The organism is Kitasatospora sp. NPDC059646 (assembly GCF_042734615.1).
Classification (GTDB): domain Bacteria; phylum Actinomycetota; class Actinomycetes; order Streptomycetales; family Streptomycetaceae; genus Kitasatospora.
The window spans coordinates 197,026-218,356 of sequence record NZ_JBHWDS010000002.1 but is presented as its reverse complement, the minus strand read 5'-3'; the positions used below and the strand labels follow the sequence as shown (position 1 = coordinate 218,356).

The window sequence follows — 21,331 nt, the reverse complement described above, 5'->3', positions numbered from 1 at the left end:
AGCCCCCGAGCTGCGGAGACGCAGACCGGGGGCTGTTTCGTGTGCCCGCTAGTTCTCGGTGCGGCCCGGATGGGTCTGGCGGGGGAGGGCGAGGGCGACGGTGTCGGCGAATTCGCGGACGGCGCTGGTGCGGGAGACGACGCGGCCGGTGTGGACGACCAGGCGGGAGTGGCCGCCGGAGAAGGCGCCGCTCAGGCTGTCGCCGCGGACGGCGAGGAGTTCGGCGGGGAAGCCGGCGTCGACCCGGACCGGGGGCAGGCCGAGGGTGGCGCGGGCCTGGGTGGAGACGGCGTCGTAGGCCGCCTCGGGGGAGAGCGCGCCGGTGGCGGCGAGCAGTCGGGCGGTGTCGAGCGGGTCGGCCCGGCCGACCGGGTTGGCGGGGTCGCGGAGACAGCCCGCGCCGGCCGTGAGGGCGACCCGGGCGTGCGCCAATTCGCGGACCAGGGACGGTCGCAGGCCGATCGGCCGGCCTTCGATCCCGGTGCAGCCGCCGTTCTGCGGGAGGCAGACCACCCGCATCCCGGAGTTGGCGAGCACGGTGGAGCCGCCGGGCGGCAGCGCGCTGCACGGTCCGAGGGCGACCCGCGGCCGGTGCGGGGCCAGCGCGGCGACCAGCCGGGCGAGCTGGGCCCGGTCGGCGGCGTTGGTGTGCAGGTCGACGGGGCAGTCGGCGTCGGCGGCCGCGGCCAGCAGCACCTGGACGTAGCCGACCGGGTCGGGGTCGAGGTCGGGGCAGCCGCCGGCCGCGCTCGCGCCGAGCTTGAGCGCGTCCCGCAACTGGGCCCGGCCGTCCGCGCCGGCCAGGCCGGTGAGCAGCCGGGGCATCGCGACGGCCTGGAGTTCGACGAGCCCGCGCAGGGACTGACGGGCCGTGAGGACGGCCTCCAGTCGGCCGAGCCCGTGCACGTCGCCGATCCGGACGTGGGTGCGCTGGGCGGTGGCGCCGTAGCCGAGCGAGGTGAGCGCCGCCTCGGTGGCCCGGCGGACCAGGTCGGCCGGCCCGTCCGGGGGAGGGGCGGGCAGGGCGGCGGAGAACGCGCTGTCGTAGTGCCCGTGCGGTTCGGCGGGGGCGGGCAGCAGCAGGTAGCCGGAGAGGTCGATCCGGGCGCCGGTGGTGACGGTGGGCTGGCCGGGCATCGCGGGCAGCGGTCCGAGGCTGCCGACGGTGCCGACGGCCTGGATCCGGTCCCCGCTGATCCGGACGTCCACCACCCGGCCGTCGATCAGGCGGGCCCCGGTGAGCAGCAGGACCGGCCCGTGCCCGAGCGGGTTGGCGGCCGGCGGCGGCTGGGCGCCCTCGCTGCGTTCGCTCATCGGCCCGCTCCTCCAGTCCCGTTGACCGCCCGGCGGGCCCGGGGCCCGGTCGCGGGCGCCGCCCGCGGCGCATCCGCGAGAAAGCGCTGACGGTCGAGCCTAGGCCGCGCCCGGCCGGGACGCTCGGATGCGGGCCGCCGCCCGTGTCGTGGCCGGGAGGCGCTCGTGGAGGCCCGGTTCCGGTTGCGGCGGGGGTCGAACGGGTGTCGGGTGACGGTTCGTCAGTGCGGCCCCGCCGACCTGCGGAGATCCGTCGCGGATACGGATTTCACCTCTGGCCCGGAACCGTGTAATCTCTTCCTCGTTCGCCCCTATAGCTCAGTCGGTAGAGCGTCTCCATGGTAAGGAGAAGGTCTGCGGTTCGATTCCGCATGGGGGCTCTGGTGAAAGGCTCCTCGCTCCGGTGAGGTTCCGATCATCAAAGCGGTGTAGCTCAGTTGGTAGAGCAAGCGGCTCATAATCGCTGTGTCACCGGTTCAAGTCCGGTCACCGCTACCCCGCGTAGTCGATCGGGGGGACTACTCCCGATCGGCTACTCTTGTCTGTGTTCTTATTCGTTGTCCCAGGAAGGCACTCCCGTGGCTGCCACCGACGTCCGCCCGAAGATCACGCTGGCCTGCGTGGAGTGCAAGGAGCGGAACTACATCACCAAGAAGAACCGGCGCAACGACCCGGACCGTCTTGAGATGAAGAAGCACTGCCCGCGTTGCAACTCTCACACGGCGCACCGCGAGACCCGCTGACTTTGCCTCGACTCCAGGCCGCACCCCATCACGGGGCGCGGCCTGGAGTCATTTCTGCATGACGGAACACCAGAGGAGTTGCCCATGCCGCTCGACCCCTCGTTCATCGGGCGCACCTATCCGCCCACCGCGCCGTACGAGGTCGGCCGGGAGAAGATCCGCGAGTTCGCGGCCGCGATCGGCGACGCGAACCCGGCGTACACCGACGTCGAGGCGGCCAAGTCGCTCGGCCACCCGGACGTGATCGCCCCGCCGACCTTCCCGTTCATGCTGTCCTTCCAGGCGGCGGCGCAGGTCGTCAACGACCCGGAGCTGGGCCTGGACTACAGCCGGGTGGTGCACGGCGACCAGAAGTTCGTCTACTCCCGCCCGGCGCGGGCCGGCGACCGGCTGTCGGTGACGATCTCCATCGACGCGATCAAGTCGCTGGCCGGCAACGACGTGCTGACGGTCCGTGGCGAGGTGCACGACGCCGGCGGCGAGCACGTGGTGACGTCGATCATGACGCTGGTGGCCCGCGCCGCCGACGAAGCCGGGGAGGAGTGACCGTGGCGGTCCGTTTTGACGAGGTCCAGGTCGGCACCGAGCTGCCGGCCCGGTCGTTCCCGGTGACCCGGGCCACCCTGGTCCAGTACGCGGGGGCGTCGGGGGACTTCAACCCGATCCACTGGAACGAGAAGTTCGCCCGCGAGGTCGGCCTGCCCGACGTCATCGCGCACGGCATGTTCACCATGGCCGAGGCCGCCCGGGTGGTCACCGACTGGGTCGGCGATCCGGCCGCGGTGGTCGAGTACGGCGTCCGCTTCACCAAGCCGGTGATCGTCCCGAACGACGGCGTCGGCGCGACCATCGAGGTCACCGGCAAGGTCGCCGCACTGCTCGACGACAACCGGGTCCGGGTGGACCTGGTGGCGACCAGCGACGGCCAGAAGGTGCTGGGCATGGCCCGGGCCGTGGTCCGACTGGGCTGAGGCCCACCCGCCGCGACCGCCCTCCGGCCGCCGGAGGGCGGTTACGCTGGGGCGGTGATTGAGCAGATGGACGCACCGCTGGCCCCGTTGACGACGCTGCGCCTGGGCGGCCCGGCCCGTCGGCTGGTGACGGCCGGGACGGACGCCGAAGTGGTCGAGGCGGTCCGTGCGGCCGACCGGGCCGGCGAGCCGCTGCTGGTGATCGGCGGCGGCTCCAACCTGGTCATCGGCGACGCCGGCTTCCCCGGCACCGTGCTGCGGATCGCCACCACCGGCTTCACCCTCGACGGCACGCTGCTCGAACTCGCGGCCGGCGAGGTCTGGTCGGACGCGGTGGCCCGCACCGTCGACGCGGGCCTGGCGGGCATCGAGTTCCTGGCCGGCATCCCCGGCTCCGCGGGCGCCACCCCGGTGCAGAACGTCGGCGCGTACGGCCAGGAGGTCGCCGAGACCATCACCGAGGTGGTCGCCTACGACCGGCTGCTCGGCGAGACCGTCACGCTGGCCGGCGCCGACTGCGGGTTCTCCTACCGGCACAGCCGCTTCAAGGCCGACCCGGACCGCTACGTGGTGCTGCGGGTCCGCTTCCGGCTCGCGGACGAGGGCGGGCTGTCCTCCCCGGTGAAGTACGCCGAGGTGGCCCGCTCGCTCGGCGTCGAGGCCGGCGGCCGCGTCAAGCTGGCCGAGGCCCACGCCGAGGTGCTGCGGCTGCGGGCCGGCAAGGGCATGGTGCTCGACCCGGCCGACCACGACACCTGGTCGGCCGGCTCGTTCTTCACCAACCCGATCCTGACGGACGCCCAGTTCGCCGCCTTCACCGCCCGGTTGGGCGGGCTGAAGGCCCCCAGCTACCCGGCCGGCGAGGGCCGCACCAAGACGTCGGCGGCCTGGCTGATCGACAACGCGGGCTTCCGCAAGGGCCACGGCTCCGGCCCCGCCACCCTCTCCACCAAGCACACCCTGGCGCTCACCAACCGCGGCTCGGCCACCACCGAGGACCTGCTCGCCCTCGCCCGCGAGGTGCGGGACGGCGTGCGGGCGGCCTTCGGGGTGGAGCTGGTCAACGAGCCGGTGATGGTCGGCGTCAGCCTCTAGGGTCCGTCTTCGCACCCCCGCCTGCCCCGCGCCCCCGGCGCGCACGCTCGCCGCGCCGGGCGAAAGGCCGAGTGCACCCGCTACGAGGCCTTGCACCCGGCACGCCGAGAGCACGCACCGGACGCTGAGGGGCTGCGGCGCGGGTTCGACGACAGACCCTCAGAGCGAAACCCGCTCGCCGGCCGGGGCCGGGACGGTCGGGTTCGGCTCCTCGACCAGCCAGGCGTCGATGTCCGCCAGCAGCTCCTTGGCGACGTGCTCCGGAGCCCGCGACGAGCGGACGGACTGCCGGGCCAGCTCGGCCAGTTCGGCGTCGGTGAACTCGTGCGACTCGCGGGCCAGCGCGTACTGGTCGGCCAGCCGGGAGCCGAACAGCAGCGGGTCGTCGGCGCCCAGCGCCAGCGGCACCCCGGCCTCGAACAGGGTGCGCAGCGGGACGTCCTCGGGCCGCTCGTAGACGCCGAGCGCGACGTTCGAGGCGGGGCAGACCTCGCAGGTCACCTGCCGGTCGGCGAGCCGCTGCAGCAGCCGCGGGTCCTCGGCGGCCCGCACGCCGTGGCCGATCCGCCCGGCACCCAGGTCGTCCAGGCAGTCGCGGACCGAACCCGGCCCGGCCAGCTCCCCGCCGTGCGGCGCGGCCAGCAGCCCGCCGTTCCGGGCGATCGCGAACGCGCGGTCGAAGTCCCGTGCCAGGCCCCGCCGTTCGTCGTTCGACAGGCCGAAGCCGATGACGCCCCGGTCGGTGTAGCGGACGGCGAGGCGGGCCAGCGTGCGGGCGTCCATCGGCGACTTCATCCGGTTCGCCGCGACCAGCACCCGGATGCCCACCCCGGTCGCCTCGGAAGCCTCCCGGACGGCGTCCAGGATCAGCTCCAGGGTCGGCGTGAGGCCGCCCAGCAGCGGCGCGTACGAGGTCGGGTCGACCTGGATCTCCAGCCAGCGGGAGCCGTCGGCCCGCTCGTCCTCGGCGGTCTCCCGGACCAGGCGGCGGATGTCCGACTCGTCGCGCAGGCAGGAGCGCGCGGTGTCGTACAGGCGCTGGAACCGGAACCAGCCGCGCTCGTCGGTCGCCCGCAGTTTCGGCGGGTGGCCCGAACTGAGGGCCTCCGGCAGCCGGATGCCGTGCTTGTCGGCGAGTTCGAGCAGCGTCGCAGGGCGCATCGAACCGGTGAAGTGCAGGTGGAGATGGGCCTTCGGGAGGCTCCGGACATCACGCAGACGATCCATTCACCGATCCTGCCGCAAAACCGGCCGAAACAGGAACCGCCCCCCGCACATCGCCCGAAGGGATGAGTGCGGGGGGCGGCCGGAGCCCGTGGATCAGGCGCGGGCCTCGCCCAGCAGCTTCTGCATCCGGCTGACGCCCTCGACCAGGTCGGCGTCGCCCAGCGCGTACGAGAGCCGCAGGTAGCCCGGGGTGCCGAAGGCCTCGCCGGGGACGACCGCGACCTCGGCCTCGTCCAGGATCAGCGCGGCCAGCTCGGCGGAGGTCTGCGGGCGCTTGCCGCGGATCTCCTTGCCCAGCAGCGACTTGACCGACGGGTAGGCGTAGAACGCGCCCTCCGGCTCGGGGCAGTACACGCCCTCGATCTCGTTCAGCATCGCCACGATGGTGCGGCGGCGGCGGTCGAACGCGGTCTTCATCTCGTCCACCGCGGACAGGTCGCCGGCCACGGCCGCCAGGGCGGCGCGCTGCGCCACGTTGGAGACGTTGGAGGTGGCGTGCGACTGCAGGTTGGCGGCCGCGCTCACCACGTCCTTCGGGCCGATCAGCCAGCCCACCCGCCAGCCGGTCATCGCGTAGGTCTTCGCCACGCCGTTGACCACGATGCACTTGTCGGCCAGCTCGGGCAGCAGGGCCGGCAGCGAGGTGAACTTCGCGTCGCCGTACACCAGGTGCTCGTAGATCTCGTCGGTGAGCACCCACAGGCCGTGCTCCAGCGCCCAGCGGCCGATCGCCTCGGCCTCGGCCTCGGTGTACACCGCGCCGGTCGGGTTGGACGGCGAGACGAACAGCACCACCTTGGTGTTGGCGGTGCGGGCGGCCTCCAGCTGCGCCACCGAGACCTTGTAGCCGGTGGTCTCGTCGGCGACCACCTCGACCGGGGTGCCGCCGGCCAGCTTCACGGCCTCCGGGTAGGTGGTCCAGTACGGCGCCGGGATGATCACCTCGTCGCCCGGGTCGAGGATCGCGGCGAAGGCGTTGTAGATCGCCTGCTTGCCGCCGTTGGTCACCAGCACCTGCGAGGCGTCCACCTGGTAGCCGGAGTCGCGCAGCGTCTTGGCGGCGATCGCGGCCTTCAGCTCCGGCAGGCCGCCGGCCGGGGTGTAGCGGTGGTTGGCCGGGTCCTGGCAGGCCGCGACGGCGGCGTCCACGATGTAGCCGGGCGTCGGGAAGTCGGGCTCGCCGGCGCCGAAGCCGATCACCGGGCGGCCGGCGGCCTTGAGGGCCTTGGCCTTGGCGTCGACGGCGAGGGTGGCCGACTCGGCGATGGCGCCGACCCGGGCGGAGACCCGGCGGTTCGCGGGGGAGACGTTCTCGGGGGTGGGTGCGCTCATGTCTTGCATGGTCCCAGACCGCACGGGCGGCGGGCATCGCGGTTCCACCATGCGACCGGGGCGTTCCATCATCCGTACGCCGCCGCCGAACGGGTGACGACTCGCCAGGGGTCGCGGTGAATGAGGTTCGACCAATCGGCGAAGAACCCGTACACTCACTGCTCGACGGCTCCCAAGTGCGGATCCTTCGGCCGGGTACACCACACGGCCGGGTGGATGCGGTAGGTTGGGGGCCACGACGGAGCCGCGAGGTTCCGAAGGGCACTAGCTCAATTGGTAGAGCACCGGTCTCCAAAACCGGCGGTTGGGGGTTCGAGTCCCTCGTGCCCTGCAGCTCGACTCGTGCCAAGCCCGTTCGCTCCGCAGAGCGAGCGGGCTTGATGCGGAGAGGGCCCCGCCCAGCACTGCTTTCGCCGGATCGCCCGTGCACCAGGCACGGAAGCTCCGCAGGACCCGGATTCAGGTGAGGACGAGTGACGGAGACCACGGGCTCCACCGCAACGCCTGAGAGCGGCAACCCCGAGGGGGCCGACGCGGCGGACGAGACCACCGCGGACGGCAAGCTGTCGCGGCGCGAGCGCCGGCGTGCCAACAAGGCGTCCGGCGGTGAGGGCAAGAAGTCCGGCAAGCGGGCCAAGAAGGGCCTGTTCGCCCGGATCGGCATCTTCTACCGCCAGATCATCGCGGAGCTCCGCAAGGTCGTCTGGCCCACCCGCAGCCAGCTGATCCAGTACACCACCGTCGTGGTGACCTTCGTGATCGTGCTGATGCTGCTGGTCGCCGGTCTCGACTGGGTCTTCGCCAAGGGAGCCTTCTGGCTCTTCGGCTGACGCCCGATCAGGGCCGACCGAAACCGGGATCCCCGCGGATTCCGCACCGATACTCCACCCCGACCCGGGCCGAACCTCTCGGCCCGGGTCGAGCTGTCGGCGCGAACGGCCACGGGCGACTACCGTTGAGTCGGTACTGTTGAGGTATCCGTTCCACAACCAGGAAAGAAGCAGCGACCGTGTCTGAGTCCCCCCTGTACGACGCCGACGAGACCGTCCGCGAGGCGGATGTCGCCGCCGAGCTGGACGCGGCCGAGGCTGCTGACGCCGAAGCCGCCGAGGAGATCGTGGAAGGCGCGGACGCCGCGGAGGACGAGGTCGAGGCCGCCGACGAGGTCGAGGCCGGCGAGCCGGCCGAGGTCGCGGCCGTGCACGAGGTGGACGAGGAGGCCGTCGAGGAGACCGCCGCCGAGGAGACCTCCGCCGAGGAGGAGACCGAGGAGGTCGAGTCCGACCCGGTCGCCGAGTTCCGCGAGCAGCTGCGCCGCGCCCCCGGCGAGTGGTACGTCATCCACACCTACGCCGGCTACGAGAACCGCGTGAAGCAGAACCTGGAGCAGCGCTCCGTCTCGCTGAACGTCGAGGACTACATCTTCGAGTCCCAGGTTCCGCAGGAGGAGGTCGTCCAGATCAAGAACGGCGACCGCAAGACCATCCGGCAGAACAAGCTCCCCGGCTACGTGCTGGTCCGCATGGACCTCACCCCGGAGTCCTGGGGCGTCGTGCGCAACACCCCCGGTGTCACCGGCTTCGTCGGCAACGCCTACGACCCGTACCCGCTGACCCTGGACGAGGTCGTCAAGATGCTCGCCCCCGACGTGGAGCGCGCCGCCGCCAAGGAGGCCGGCAAGGCCTCGCCGGTGCGCCCGGTCGAGGTGCAGGTGCTGGACTTCGAGGTCGGCGACTCGGTCACCGTCACCGACGGTCCGTTCGCCACCCTGCAGGCGACCATCAACGAGATCAACCCCGACTCGAAGAAGGTCAAGGGCCTGGTGGAGATCTTCGGCCGGGAGACCCCGGTCGAGCTCTCCTTCGACCAGATCCAGAAGAACTGACCCACAGGTCTCCGGTGCCGGGGCGGGGCGAAAGCCTCCGCCCCGGCACCGTTTTGGTCCAGCACCGCATCAGCGGTTAGCCTGGTCCGATGTGTGTCCTGGCAGCCGGGTTTCGCCCCGGGGCCGGGTACCTCAGCAATCACCTCTCGGAAGGACCCGGAGAGACATGCCTCCCAAGAAGAAGAAGGTCACGGGGCTTATCAAGCTCCAGATCAACGCCGGTGCGGCCAACCCGGCCCCGCCGGTCGGCCCCGCGCTCGGCCAGCACGGCGTCAACATCATGGAATTCTGCAAGGCGTACAACGCGGCCACCGAGTCGCAGCGCGGCATGATCGTGCCGGTGGAGATCACGGTCTACGAGGACCGCACCTTCACCTTCATCACGAAGACCCCGCCGGCTGCGCGCCTCATCCTGAAGGCCGCGGGCATCGACAAGGGCTCCAAGGAGCCGCACAAGACCAAGGTCGCCAAGCTGACCTCGGCCCAGGTGCGCGAGATCGCCACCACCAAGATGCCCGACCTGAACGCCAACGACCTGGACGCCGCGGAGAAGATCATCGCCGGCACCGCCCGGTCGATGGGCATCACCGTCGAGGGCTGATCAGCCCGTACGTCCACCGTGGTAGGGCCTGCGCGGCCCGTGACTACCACGAACTCCTCCCTCCTTGCCCGCCAGCGAGCAGGAGGGGCCCAGTTACTAGGAGCAGCAGTGAAGCGCAGCAAGGCCCTCAAGGCCGCGGACGCCCAGGTCGACCGCGCCCGGATCTACGCCCCGCTCGAGGCCGTCCGCCTCGCCAAGGCGACCTCCACCACCAAGTTCGACGGCACCGTCGAGGTTGCCATGCGCCTGGGTGTCGACCCGCGCAAGGCCGACCAGATGGTCCGCAGCACCGTCATCCTCCCGCACGGCACCGGTAAGACCGCCCGGGTCCTGGTCTTCGCGAACGGTGAGCGTGCCGAGGCCGCGCGTGCCGCCGGCGCCGACATCGTCGGCTCCGACGAGCTGATCGACGAGGTCGCCAAGGGTCGTCTGGACTTCGACGCCGTCGTCGCCACCCCGGACCTGATGGGCAAGGTCGGCCGCCTGGGCCGCGTGCTCGGTCCCCGTGGCCTGATGCCGAACCCGAAGACCGGCACCGTGACCCCGGACGTCGCCAAGGCCGTCAACGAGATCAAGGGCGGCAAGATCGAGTTCCGCGTCGACAAGCACTCGAACCTGCACCTGATCATCGGCAAGACCTCGTTCTCGGACGAGCAGCTGGTCGAGAACTACGCCGCGGCGCTGGACGAGGTCCTGCGGGCCAAGCCGGCCGCCGCCAAGGGCCGCTACCTGAAGAAGGTCGCCTTCTCCACCACCATGGGCCCCGGCATCCAGGTGGACCCGAACCGCACCCGCAACCTCCTCGTCGAGGAGGACCCGGCGGCGGTCTGACCCCAGGTCAGTTCCCCACGCGGTCGCACCGGGCCCGCACCCCTCTCGGGGTGCGGGCCCGGTGCCTTTTATGCCGCCGCGACCCCCCGGGGCATCGGATAGAGTCCGAAAGCCTTTCCACATGAGAATCGGACAATAGGGGGGACTCTCGTGCGCGCACTGCGTACCCTTGCCGCGGCCGCTCTGGCCGCAGGTCTGCTGACCGCCTGCAGCAGCGGCTCCGGATCGAACGGCGCCACCGACGCCAAGCCCAACGCCACCGCCTCCGGCGGCAGCACGGCCAGTGCGGGCGCGGGCGGCACCGGTGCCTCCGACGGCAGCGGCACCGGAGCCGGCCAGGGCGGTGCGAAGCTCGGCGCGAAGGAGGCCCTGCTCGCCTCGGCCGCCGTGATGGAGAAGGCCGGCAGCGCCAAGCTGACCATCAGCGGCGGCACCGAGGGCACCGGCGAGTTCGTCTGGAAGAGCCCGAAGTCCTTCCTGATCAACACCAAGAGCGACGGCAAGGAAGCCAAGGTCCTGTTCGTCGGCGACGTGATGTACATCGGCGCCGGCGCCGACATGGCCGCGCTGGCCGGCGGCAAGACCTGGATGAAGATCGACCCGAAGGCCGCCGCCCAGGGCGCCCCCGGCGGCAGCGACGCCGGCGGCTTCGCCGCCACCATGGAGCTGATGAACCCGGCCGTGCAGCTGGCCGTCGCCGCGCCGACCGCGACCGAGGCCGGCACCGAGACCGTGGCGGGCCAGAGCACCAGGCACTACCGCAGCGACATCCCGGTGGACGCCCTGGTCGCCAAGATGGACCTGTCGCCGGAGCTGAAGGCCCAGGTGCTGGACGAGCTGAAGAAGAAGGGCTCGACCACCACCACCGAGTTCTGGATCAACGCCAAGGGCGAGGTCGTCCAGCAGTCCAGCAACGGCGTGTCGACCGGTCCCGCCAAGATCGTCTACAGCGCGCTCGGCAGCGTCCAGCCGACCAAGGCCCCGGCCGACTCCGAGGTCTTCTCGCTGACCGATCTGCTGAAGCAGTGATCCCGGACCCGTGCGGCCCGGGGGCGACGCCGGGCCGCACGGGCCGCATGGCAAGGTGGGGCACGGAACGGACGACCGGGAGGAGGGACCGATGGCGGCACGCGTGCGCACGGCCGCGGCCCTGCTCGGGGCCGCCCTGCTGCTGACCGTGGCCGGCTGCACCGGCTCCGGCCCGGCCGACGGCATCGCGCAGCCCGCCACCCCGTCGCCGTCCGCCCCGCAGGCCACGCCCACCGACCGCTCTCCGCACGGGGTGATGCTCTCCGCTCAGCTGGCGCTGCACGACGCCCGGCGGGCCGAGTTCCGGGCCACCCTGGGGGAGGACCGGGCCAAGGGCGCGCTGTTCTGGGCGCCCAAGACGGTGCTCCAGTACCGGGCCGACGCGGACGCCCGCCAGCTGATGGTGATGGACACCTCCGCGTACGTGGGCGGCGACCCGCAGAGCGCCGCCCGGCTCGGCGGCCCGCACTGGGTGAAGTACACCGGCACCCGCAGCCCGTACTCGGCGCTGATCGACCGGGTCAACCCGGTGGTCGCCACCGCCGCGGCGGCCGCCGGCGACCCGGTGCCGGTCGGCGAGGAGAAGCTGCTGGACACCACCGTCCACCACTACCGGGTCACCATGACCGCCGCCCAGTACGCCGCCGCCCAGTCGCAGCTCGACGCGGCCCGCCGGCAGGCCCTGGAGACCGCGCTCGGGCCGGGCGACGTGGTGCTCGACCTGTGGCTGAACGACCGCGACCAGCTGGTCCAGCTGCGCAGGGCGGCCGCCGAGGTGGACACCATCGGCTACAGCGACTACGGCAGCTCCTCGCTCTCGGTGCAGGCCCCCGCCGAGGCCGACACGGCCCCCGAACCCGGCGCGAGCCCGCCCCCGTTCCCGTAGCCGTACGGCCGGAAACCAAGTCGATTTGGACAAATCCGGGTGGGCCGTTAGGCTGGCTGAGCCAAAGACCGCTGGTTGTTGCCGTGCTCCCGAGAGGGTGGGCGGCGCCGAAGGATCCGCACTCGTGCGGGTCGCCCGCGCAGGTTGTGGAGCAGACAAGATCTCCGGTCCGTTCGCGGTCCGTCGAGGTCATGGCAAGCCCCGTGCGCCTGCGCGCCGGGGCTTTTTCGCTTCCCGGGGTCCGCGGCGTTGAATGGTCGACTTCTCGAAGGTCGGCCCGACTTCGACATCACGGAAGGAGGCGTAAGCCTATGGCCAGGCCCGACAAGGCTGCCGACGTCGCCGAGATCACGGACAAGTTCCGTGCTTCCAGCGCCGCCGTTCTGACCGAGTACCGCGGTCTCACGGTGAAGCAGCTCAAGACGCTGCGTCGCTCGCTCACCGGCAACGCCGATTACGCCGTGGTGAAGAACACGCTGACCAAGATCGCGGCCAACGAGGCCGGGATCTCCGAGCTGGACGACCTGTTCGCCGGTCCGACGGCTGTCGCCTTCGTCACCGGTGACCCGGTGGAGTCGGCGAAGGCTCTGCGTGACTTCGCCAAGGAGAACCCTGCTCTCATCATCAAGGGCGGTGTCCTTGACGGTAAGGCGCTGTCCGCCGATGAGATCAAGAAGCTCGCGGACCTCGAGTCCCGCGAGGTGCTGCTCGCCAAGCTGGCGGGTGCGATGAAGGCCAAGCAGTCCCAGGCTGCCGCCGTCTTCCAGGCGCTCCCGTCCAAGCTCGTTCGCACCGTGGAAGCGCTGCGCGAGAAGGTCGAGCAGGGCGGTGCCGGTACTCCGGCTCCCGCCGAGGACGCGGAGTAACCACTCCCGTCCCAGCGGGCCCGCAAGTACGCCCGCCAATCCGTACATCCGGCACCTGCCGAATTAGTGGAAGGACGCCAATCATGGCGAAGCTCACCGCCGACGAACTGCTCGCCGAGTTCGAGGGCATGACCCTCATCGAGCTGGCCGCTTTCGTGAAGGCCTTCGAGGACAAGTTCGACGTCACCGCCGCCGCCCCGGTCGCCGTTGCCGGCGTTGCCGCTCCGGGTGCTGCCGCTGAGGCCGTCGAGGAGCAGGACGAGTTCGACGTCATCCTCGACGGTGCCGGCGACAAGAAGATCCAGGTCATCAAGGAGGTGCGCGCCCTGACCTCCCTCGGCCTGAAGGAGGCCAAGGACCTCGTCGACACCGCCGGTGCCAAGGTTCTCGAGAAGGTCAACAAGGAGACCGCCGAGAAGGCGAAGGCTCAGCTCGAGGGCGCTGGCGCCAAGGTCACCGTCAAGTGACTTCCTCCTCTCTCTGAGAGGTGCTCCTCCGGCCGGGCCGGCCACCCTTCGGGGTGGCCGGCCCGGCCTGCTTCGTTCCCGGCGCCGCCGTGCTTCGTTCGGCCCAAGCCGGACTCGGAGCCTGTCGGTCCTCGGGGGTAGGGTGATCGCTGTCGTCGCCACCCGGTCACAGGCCGTGTGTAACGCCCCGGGCGGTGCGAACGATGGGCAGTACGAGGTCCGCACCCTGGTGGGGGCCTTGACGAACGGCACGCGGCGCGCGATTCTCAAGGCGCGTGCCCAAGCGGAACCGCCTCCGATGCATATTCGGCGGCGGCACTGGGAAGGTTCCCGGTGACGCAGGAGTGGGTGCGACGGCCCGGCCGGTGAGGGATCACTGGGCGGGTTGTCGGTTGTACGGGAGGAGCGTCCGATTCGGTCTCCGAATCAGGGCTTGCTAGCAGTGTCGCCATTGGCTACACTGTCCCTTTGCGCTGCCTGTTAGCTGCTCCGTGACTCGTCGCCCGGAGCGGCCCCTGTCCTGACCTGGGGTTTTCCGCCTCGGCCAAGGCCCGGACGGTATGCGCGTAGTGAGCTCCGAGCCCTCGGAAGGACCCCCCTCTTGGCCGCGCCGCGCAACGCCTCGAACAATTCCGCATCCACCGCCCCGCTCCGCGTCTCGTTCGCGAAGATCAAGGAGCCCCTCGAGGTCCCGAACCTCCTGGCCCTGCAGACCGAGAGCTTTGACTGGCTGCTCGGCAATGCGGCCTGGAAGTCCCGGGTCGAGGCTGCCCTGGAGAGTGGTCAGGACGTCCCCACCAAGTCCGGTCTGGAGGAGATCTTCGAGGAGATCTCGCCGATCGAGGACTTCAGCGGGTCGATGTCCCTGACCTTCCGGGACCACCGTTTCGAGCCGCCGAAGAACTCCATCGACGAGTGCAAGGACCGCGACTTCACCTTCGCGGCCCCGCTCTTCGTCACCGCGGAGTTCACCAACAACGAGACCGGTGAGATCAAGTCCCAGACCGTGTTCATGGGCGACTTCCCGCTCATGACCAACAAGGGCACGTTCATCATCAACGGCACCGAGCGTGTCGTCGTGTCCCAGCTGGTGCGTTCTCCCGGTGTCTACTTCGACTCCACCCTGGACAAGGTCTCCGACAAGGACATCTTCTCCGCCAAGATCATCCCCTCCCGCGGTGCCTGGCTGGAGATGGAGATCGACAAGCGCGACATGGTCGGTGTCCGCATCGACCGCAAGCGCAAGCAGTCCGTCACCGTGCTGCTGAAGGCGCTCGGCTGGACCACCGAGATGATCCTCGAGGAGTTCGGCGAGTACGAGTCGATGCGCGCCACCCTGGAGAAGGACCACACCCAGGGCCAGGACGACGCGCTGCTCGACATCTACCGCAAGCTGCGCCCGGGCGAGCCGCCCACGCGCGAGGCCGCGCAGACGCTGCTGGAGAACCTGTACTTCAACCCGAAGCGCTACGACCTGGCGAAGGTCGGCCGCTACAAGGTGAACCGCAAGCTCGGCAACGCCGAGTCGCTGGACTCCGGCGTGCTCACCGAGCCCGACATCATCAACACCATCAAGTACCTGGTGAAGCTGCACGCCGGCGAGACCGAGTGGCGCGATGACGAGGGCCGCGACATCGTCATCGAGGTCGACGACATCGACCACTTCGGCAACCGCCGCCTGCGCAACGTCGGCGAGCTGATCCAGAACCAGGTCCGCACCGGCCTCGCCCGCATGGAGCGCGTGGTCCGCGAGCGCATGACCACCCAGGACGTCGAGGCGATCACGCCGCAGACCCTGATCAACATCCGGCCGGTCGTCGCCTCCATCAAGGAGTTCTTCGGCACCAGCCAGCTGTCGCAGTTCATGGACCAGACGAACCCGCTGTCGGGCCTGACCCACAAGCGCCGTCTGTCCGCGCTCGGCCCCGGCGGTCTGTCCCGTGAGCGGGCCGGCTTCGAGGTCCGTGACGTGCACCCCTCGCACTACGGCCGCATGTGTCCGATCGAGACCCCCGAAGGCCCGAACATCGGTCTGATCGGCTCGCTGGCCTCGTACGGCCGGGTCAACGCGTTCGGCTTCATCGAGACCCCGTACCGCAAGGTCGTCGACGGTGTCGTCACCGAGGCCGTGGACTACCTGACCGCCGACGAGGAGGACCGCTACGTCATCGCGCAGGCCAACGCCCCGCTGACCGCGGAGCTGACCTTCGCCGAGCCGCGCGTCCTGGTCCGCCGCCGTGGCGGCGAGATCGACTACATCCCCGGCACCGAGATCGACTACATGGACGTCTCGCCGCGCCAGATGGTGTCGGTCGCGACCGCCATGATCCCCTTCCTCGAGCACGACGACGCCAACCGCGCGCTGATGGGCTCGAACATGATGCGCCAGGCCGTCCCGCTGCTCCGCAGCGAGGCGCCGCTGGTCGGCACCGGCATGGAGTACCGCTGCGCCGTCGACGCCGCGGACGTCATCACCGCCGAGAAGGCCGGCGTGGTCCAGGAGGTCTCCGCCGACTACGTCACCGTGGCGAACGACGACGGCACCTACACCACGTACCGGGCCGCCAAGTTCACCCGCTCCAACCAGGGCACCGCCTTCAACCAGAAGGTGCTCGTGGACGAGGGTGCCCGGGTCGAGGTCAACCAGGTGCTGGCCGACGGCCCGTGCACCGACGAGGGCGAGATGGCCCTCGGCAAGAACCTCCTGGTGGCGTTCATGTCCTGGGAGGGCCACAACTACGAGGACGCGATCATCCTGTCGCAGCGCCTCGTGCAGGACGACGTCCTCTCCTCGATCCACATCGAGGAGCACGAGGTCGACGCCCGTGACACCAAGCTGGGCCCCGAGGAGATCACCCGGGACATCCCGAACGTCTCCGAGGAGGTCCTCGCCGACCTCGACGAGCGCGGCATCATCCGGATCGGCGCGGACGTCGTCACCGGCGACATCCTGGTCGGCAAGGTCACCCCGAAGGGTGAGACCGAGCTGACCCCGGAGGAGCGCCTGCTCCGCGCGATCTTCGGTGAGAAGGCCCGTGAGGTCCGCGACACCTCGCTGAAGGTGCCGCACGGTGAGTCCGGCAAGGTCATCGGCGTCCGCGTCTTCGACCGCGAGGAGGGCGACGAGCTTCCCCCGGGCGTGAACCAGCTGGTCCGCGTCTACGTCGCCCAGAAGCGCAAGATCACCAACGGTGACAAGCTGGCCGGCCGCCACGGCAACAAGGGCGTCATCTCCAAGATCCTGCCGGTCGAGGACATGCCGTTCCTGGAGGACGGCACCCCGGTCGACATCATCCTGAACCCGCTGGGCGTCCCGTCCCGAATGAACCCGGGACAGGTCCTGGAGATCCACCTCGGCTGGCTCGCCAAGCAGGGCTGGGACGTCTCCGGCCTCGCCGACGAGTGGGCCAAGCGCCTGCAGGCGATCGGCGCGGACACCGTCGAGGGCGGCACCAACCTCGCCACCCCGGTGTTCGACGGCGCCCGCGAGGACGAGATCACCGGCCTGCTGGACAACACCACCCTCACCCGTGACGGTGAGCGCCTGGTGAACTCCACCGGCAAGGCCCGGCTGTTCGACGGCCGCTCCGGCGAGCCGTTCCCGATGCCGATCTCGGTCGGCTACATGTACATCCTCAAGCTGCACCACCTGGTCGACGACAAGCTGCACGCCCGTTCGACCGGCCCGTACTCGATGATCACCCAGCAGCCGCTCGGTGGTAAGGCGCAGTTCGGTGGTCAGCGCTTCGGTGAGATGGAGGTGTGGGCCCTTGAGGCATACGGCGCCGCGTACGCGCTGCAGGAGCTGCTCACCATCAAGTCCGACGACGTCCTCGGCCGCGTGAAGGTCTACGAGGCCATCGTCAAGGGCGAGAACATCCCCGAGCCCGGCATTCCCGAGTCCTTCAAGGTCCTCATCAAGGAAATGCAGTCGCTCTGCCTCAACGTGGAGGTGCTGTCCTCGGACGGCCAGTCCATCGAGATGCGGGACTCCGACGAGGACGTGTTCCGCGCGGCCGAGGAGCTCGGCATTGACCTGTCCCGGCGCGAGCCGAGCAGCGTCGAAGAGGTCTGACGGAGGTCGGGCCGGCCGGTGACCCCGGTCGGCCCGCCCCCAGGCCCCCCTCAGACCAACAGACAGACTCTCGAATCACGAAAGAGGGCTTGACGACCAGTGCTTGACGTCAACTTCTTCGACGAGCTCCGCATCGGCCTGGCCACCGCCGACGACATCCGCCAGTGGTCGCACGGCGAGGTGAAGAAGCCGGAGACCATCAACTACCGCACGCTGAAGCCGGAAAAGGACGGCCTTTTCTGCGAGAAGATCTTCGGTCCCACCCGGGACTGGGAGTGCTACTGCGGCAAGTACAAGCGCGTCCGCTTCAAGGGCATCATCTGTGAGCGCTGCGGCGTCGAGGTGACCCGTGCCAAGGTGCGCCGCGAGCGGATGGGCCACATCGAGCTGGCCGCCCCGGTCACCCACATCTGGTACTTCAAGGGTGTGCCGTCGCGTCTCGGCTACCTGCTCGACCTGGCGCCGAAGGACCTCGAGAAGGTCATCTACTTCGCCGCCTACATGATCACCTGGGTCGACGACGAGCGCCGCCAGCGCGACCTCCCGTCCCTGGAGGCGCACATCTCGGTCGAGCGCCAGCAGATCGAGAACCGGCGCGACGCCGACCTGGAGGCCCGGGCCAAGAAGGCCGAGGCCGACCTGGCCGAGCTGGAGGCCGAGGGCGCCAAGGCCGACGTGCGCCGCAAGGTGCGCGAAGGCGCCGAGCGCGAGATGAAGCAGCTCCGCGACCGCACCCAGCGCGAGATCGACCGCCTGGACGAGGTGTGGGCGCGCTTCAAGAACCTCAAGGTCCAGGACCTGGAGGGCGACGAGCTGCTCTACCGCGAGCTGCGCGACCGCTTCGGCACCTACTTCTCCGGCTCGATGGGCGCGGCGGCCCTCAAGGACCGCCTGGAGTCCTTCGACCTGGGCGAGGAGGCCGAGCGCCTCCGCGAGATCATCCGCACCGGCAAGGGCCAGAAGAAGACCCGTGCGCTCAAGCGCCTCAAGGTCGTCTCCGCCTTCCTGCAGACCAGCAACAAGCCCAAGGGCATGGTGCTGGACTGCGTCCCGGTGATCCCGCCGGACCTGCGTCCGATGGTCCAGCTCGACGGTGGCCGCTTCGCCACCTCCGACCTGAACGACCTGTACCGCCGCGTCATCAACCGCAACAACCGCCTGAAGCGGCTTCTCGACCTCGGCGCGCCCGAGATCATCGTGAACAACGAGAAGCGCATGCTGCAGGAGGCCGTCGACGCGCTGTTCGACAACGGCCGCCGCGGCCGTCCGGTCACCGGCCCGGGCAACCGCCCGCTGAAGTCCCTCAGCGACATGCTGAAGGGCAAGCAGGGTCGTTTCCGCCAGAACCTGCTCGGCAAGCGAGTCGACTACTCGGCCCGTTCGGTCATCGTCGTCGGCCCGCAGCTCAAGCTGCACCAGTGCGGTCTGCCGAAGGCCATGGCGCTGGAGCTCTTCAAGCCGTTCGTGATGAAGCGCCTGGTCGACCTGAACCACGCGCAGAACATCAAGTCGGCGAAGCGCATGGTCGAGCGCGCCCGCCCGGTGGTGTGGGACGTCCTCGAAGAGGTCATCGCCGAGCACCCGGTGCTGCTGAACCGTGCGCCCACCCTGCACCGCCTCGGCATCCAGGCCTTCGAGCCGCAGCTGGTCGAGGGCAAGGCCATCCAGATCCACCCGCTCGTCTGCACCGCGTTCAACGCGGACTTCGACGGTGACCAGATGGCCGTGCACCTGCCGCTGTCCGCGGAGGCGCAGGCCGAGGCCCGCATCCTGATGCTGTCCTCGAACAACATCCTGAAGCCGGCCGACGGCCGCCCCGTCACCATGCCGACCCAGGACATGGTGCTGGGCCTGTTCTTCCTCACCTCGGACCGCGAGGAGGTCAAGGGCAAGGGCCGTTCCTTCTCCTCGACCGCCGAGGCGATCATGGCCTTCGACGCCCGCGAGCTGGACGTCCAGGCCCCGATCGACCTGCGCCTGCCGGCCGGCACCGTGCCGCCGCGCGGCTGGGTCGCTCCGGTGGACGAGGAGGGCCAGCCGACCTGGACCGAGGGTGAGCCGTTCCGGATCACCACCACCCTGGGTCGCGCGCTCTTCAACGAGCTGCTGCCCGAGGACTACCCGTTCGTCGACTACGAGGTCGGCAAGAAGCAGCTGTCGGCGATCGTCAACGACCTCGCCGAGCGCTACCCGAAGGTCGTCGTCGCCGCGGCGCTCGACAACCTGAAGGCGGCCGGCTTCCACTGGTCGACCCGCTCCGGTGTCACCGTCTCGATCTCGGACGTCATCGTCCCGCCGAGCAAGCCCGCCATCCTGGAGGGCTACGAGGCGCAGGCGGAGAAGGTCCAGAAGCAGTACGAGCGCGGTCTGATCACGGACAACGAGCGCAAGTCCGAGCTGGTCGGCATCTGGACCCGCGCGACCAACGAGGTCGCCGACGCGATGGCCGCGAACTTCCCGAAGACGAACCCCATCTTCATGATGGTCGACTCGGGCGCCCGCGGAAACATGATGCAGATGCGTCAGATCGCCGGTATGCGTGGTCTGGTGTCGAACGCGAAGAACGAGACCATCGCGCGTCCCATCAAGGCCTCGTTCCGTGAGGGCCTGTCCGTGCTGGAGTACTTCATCTCCACCCACGGTGCCCGTAAGGGTCTGGCCGACACCGCGCTGCGCACCGCCGACTCGGGTTACCTGACCCGTCGTCTGGTGGACGTCTCGCAGGACGTGATCATCCGCGAGGAGGACTGCGGCACCGAGCGCGGCCTCAAGCTGACGATCGGCCAGGTCGGCGCGGACGGCGTGCTGCGCAAGGCCGACGACGTCGAGACCAGCGTGTACGCCCGCATGCTCGCCGAGGACATCACCGTCGACGGCAAGCTGATCGCGACCGCCAACACGGACCTCGGCGACGTCCTGATGGACGAGCTGATCCGCCACGGCGTGAGCGAGGTCAAGGTCCGCTCGATCCTGACCTGTGAGTCGGCGGTCGGCACCTGTGCCTTCTGCTACGGCCGCTCGCTGGCCACCGGCAAGCTGGTCGACATCGGTGAGGCGGTCGGCATCATCGCCGCCCAGTCCATCGGTGAGCCCGGCACCCAGCTGACCATGCGTACCTTCCACACCGGTGGTGTGGCCGGTGACGACATCACCCAGGGTCTGCCGCGTGTCGTCGAGCTCTTCGAGGCCCGCACCCCCAAGGGCGTGGCCCCGATCTCGGAGGCGGCCGGCCGCGTCCGGATCGAGGACACCGAGAAGACCCGCAAGGTCGTCGTCACCCCCGACGACGGCTCGGACGAGATCGCCTACCCGGTCTCGAAGCGCGTCAAGCTGCTGGTCAGCGAGGGCGAGGCGGTCGAGGTCGGCCAGAAGCTGACCGTCGGCGCCACCAACCCGCACGACGTGCTGCGGATCATGGGCCAGCGTGCCGTCCAGATCCACCTGGTCGCCGAGGTCCAGAAGGTCTACAACTCGCAGGGTGTGTCGATCCACGACAAGCACATCGAGATCATCATCCGGCAGATGCTCCGCCGCGTGACGATCATCGAGTCGGGCGACGCCGAGCTGCTGCCGGGCGAGCTGGTCGAGCGCGGCCGCTTCGAGCAGGAGAACCGTCGCGTGGTGTCCGAGGGCGGCCACCCCGCCTCCGGCCGTCCGCAGCTGATGGGTATCACCAAGGCCTCGCTGGCCACCGAGTCCTGGCTGTCGGCCGCCTCCTTCCAGGAGACGACCCGGGTGCTCACCGACGCGGCGATCCACGCCAAGTCGGACCCGCTGCTGGGCCTCAAGGAGAACGTCATCCTCGGTAAGCTCATCCCGGCCGGTACGGGTCTGCCCCGCTACCGCAACATCCGGGTCGAGCCGACCGAGGAGGCCAAGGCCGCGATGTACTCGGCCGTCGGCTACGACGACTACGACCTGTCGCCGTTCGGCGCGGGCTCCGGTCAGGCCGTCCCGCTGGACGACTACGACTACGGTCCGTACACCGGCTGATCCGCAGGCTCCACCG

At 70.1% G+C, this 21,331-nt stretch carries 17 protein-coding genes and 3 tRNA genes; 17 read left to right on the top strand and 3 right to left on the bottom strand.

Features of this window, described 5'->3' with window-relative positions; all coding sequences use genetic code 11:
- Positions 1-48: 48 nt before the first annotated feature.
- Positions 49-1,314, bottom strand: coding sequence for a hydrolase (locus ACFV1L_RS02335; protein ID WP_380362122.1), 1,266 nt, complete (start codon positions 1,312-1,314; stop codon positions 49-51).
- Between the two features lie 307 nt (positions 1,315-1,621).
- On the opposite strand from ACFV1L_RS02335, the gene ACFV1L_RS02330 reads away from it, so the two are divergent.
- From ACFV1L_RS02330 to ACFV1L_RS02305, 6 genes are all read left to right on the top strand, one after another.
- A tRNA-Thr gene (locus ACFV1L_RS02330) sits at positions 1,622-1,694 on the top strand.
- A gap of 42 nt (positions 1,695-1,736) precedes the next feature.
- Positions 1,737-1,809: transfer RNA gene (locus ACFV1L_RS02325), tRNA-Met, on the top strand.
- Between the two features lie 83 nt (positions 1,810-1,892).
- Positions 1,893-2,057 (top strand): 50S ribosomal protein L33, encoded by a 165-nt coding sequence (gene rpmG, locus ACFV1L_RS02320; protein WP_006604855.1) that lies wholly within the window; start codon positions 1,893-1,895, stop codon positions 2,055-2,057.
- A gap of 84 nt (positions 2,058-2,141) precedes the next feature.
- On the top strand, positions 2,142-2,603 hold the full coding sequence (locus ACFV1L_RS02315) for a MaoC family dehydratase N-terminal domain-containing protein (RefSeq protein WP_380362120.1): 462 nt from the start codon (positions 2,142-2,144) through the stop codon (positions 2,601-2,603).
- Entirely contained in the window at positions 2,600-3,028 is a 429-nt protein-coding gene (locus ACFV1L_RS02310) for a MaoC family dehydratase (protein WP_380362118.1), read from the top strand. The genes ACFV1L_RS02315 and ACFV1L_RS02310 overlap by 4 nt, the downstream gene beginning before the upstream one ends.
- A gap of 54 nt (positions 3,029-3,082) precedes the next feature.
- On the top strand, positions 3,083-4,123 hold the full coding sequence (locus ACFV1L_RS02305) for a UDP-N-acetylmuramate dehydrogenase (RefSeq protein WP_380362116.1): 1,041 nt from the start codon (positions 3,083-3,085) through the stop codon (positions 4,121-4,123).
- Positions 4,124-4,282: 159 nt separating this feature from the next.
- Here the strand turns inward: ACFV1L_RS02305 and ACFV1L_RS02300 are convergent, their stop codons facing one another.
- Together ACFV1L_RS02300 and ACFV1L_RS02295 are read right to left on the bottom strand one after the other, a co-directional pair.
- Positions 4,283-5,350, bottom strand: a complete 1,068-nt coding sequence (locus ACFV1L_RS02300) for an adenosine deaminase (protein ID WP_380362115.1) — start codon at positions 5,348-5,350, stop codon at positions 4,283-4,285.
- A 93-nt stretch (positions 5,351-5,443) separates the two neighbouring features.
- On the bottom strand, positions 5,444-6,682 hold the full coding sequence (locus tag ACFV1L_RS02295) for a pyridoxal phosphate-dependent aminotransferase (protein ID WP_035863578.1): 1,239 nt from the start codon (positions 6,680-6,682) through the stop codon (positions 5,444-5,446).
- A 258-nt stretch (positions 6,683-6,940) separates the two neighbouring features.
- Between ACFV1L_RS02295 and ACFV1L_RS02290 the strand changes: the two genes are divergently transcribed.
- From ACFV1L_RS02290 to ACFV1L_RS02240, 11 genes are all read left to right on the top strand, one after another.
- Positions 6,941-7,013 (top strand) — tRNA-Trp (locus ACFV1L_RS02290).
- A gap of 142 nt (positions 7,014-7,155) precedes the next feature.
- On the top strand, positions 7,156-7,512 hold the full coding sequence (gene secE / locus ACFV1L_RS02285) for a preprotein translocase subunit SecE (RefSeq protein ID WP_380362113.1): 357 nt from the start codon (positions 7,156-7,158) through the stop codon (positions 7,510-7,512).
- 179 nt (positions 7,513-7,691) lie between these two features.
- Entirely contained in the window at positions 7,692-8,567 is an 876-nt protein-coding gene (gene nusG / locus ACFV1L_RS02280) for a transcription termination/antitermination protein NusG (protein WP_380362111.1), read from the top strand.
- Between the two features lie 166 nt (positions 8,568-8,733).
- Positions 8,734-9,168 (top strand): 50S ribosomal protein L11, encoded by a 435-nt coding sequence (gene rplK, locus ACFV1L_RS02275; RefSeq protein WP_380362109.1) that lies wholly within the window; start codon positions 8,734-8,736, stop codon positions 9,166-9,168.
- 108 nt (positions 9,169-9,276) lie between these two features.
- The gene (gene rplA / locus ACFV1L_RS02270; RefSeq protein WP_035863568.1) at positions 9,277-9,999 is read left to right on the top strand and encodes a 50S ribosomal protein L1; all 723 of its coding nucleotides are present in this window, start codon (positions 9,277-9,279) and stop codon (positions 9,997-9,999) included.
- A gap of 150 nt (positions 10,000-10,149) precedes the next feature.
- Positions 10,150-11,028 carry a hypothetical protein gene (locus tag ACFV1L_RS02265; RefSeq protein ID WP_380362107.1) on the top strand — a complete coding sequence of 293 codons (879 nt, stop codon included), beginning with the start codon at positions 10,150-10,152 and terminating at the stop codon, positions 11,026-11,028.
- Between the two features lie 91 nt (positions 11,029-11,119).
- Positions 11,120-11,914 carry a hypothetical protein gene (locus tag ACFV1L_RS02260; protein ID WP_380362106.1) on the top strand — a complete coding sequence of 265 codons (795 nt, stop codon included), beginning with the start codon at positions 11,120-11,122 and terminating at the stop codon, positions 11,912-11,914.
- Between the two features lie 311 nt (positions 11,915-12,225).
- Positions 12,226-12,780, top strand: a complete 555-nt coding sequence (gene rplJ / locus ACFV1L_RS02255; RefSeq protein WP_035863562.1) for a 50S ribosomal protein L10 — start codon at positions 12,226-12,228, stop codon at positions 12,778-12,780.
- An 83-nt stretch (positions 12,781-12,863) separates the two neighbouring features.
- Positions 12,864-13,247 carry a 50S ribosomal protein L7/L12 gene (rplL, locus tag ACFV1L_RS02250; RefSeq protein ID WP_380362104.1) on the top strand — a complete coding sequence of 128 codons (384 nt, stop codon included), beginning with the start codon at positions 12,864-12,866 and terminating at the stop codon, positions 13,245-13,247.
- A 601-nt stretch (positions 13,248-13,848) separates the two neighbouring features.
- Entirely contained in the window at positions 13,849-17,322 is a 3,474-nt protein-coding gene (rpoB, locus tag ACFV1L_RS02245; RefSeq protein ID WP_380362102.1) for a DNA-directed RNA polymerase subunit beta, read from the top strand.
- 99 nt (positions 17,323-17,421) lie between these two features.
- Positions 17,422-21,315, top strand: coding sequence for a DNA-directed RNA polymerase subunit beta' (locus ACFV1L_RS02240; protein ID WP_380362100.1), 3,894 nt, complete (start codon positions 17,422-17,424; stop codon positions 21,313-21,315).
- The last annotated feature ends 16 nt before the right edge of the window (positions 21,316-21,331 follow it).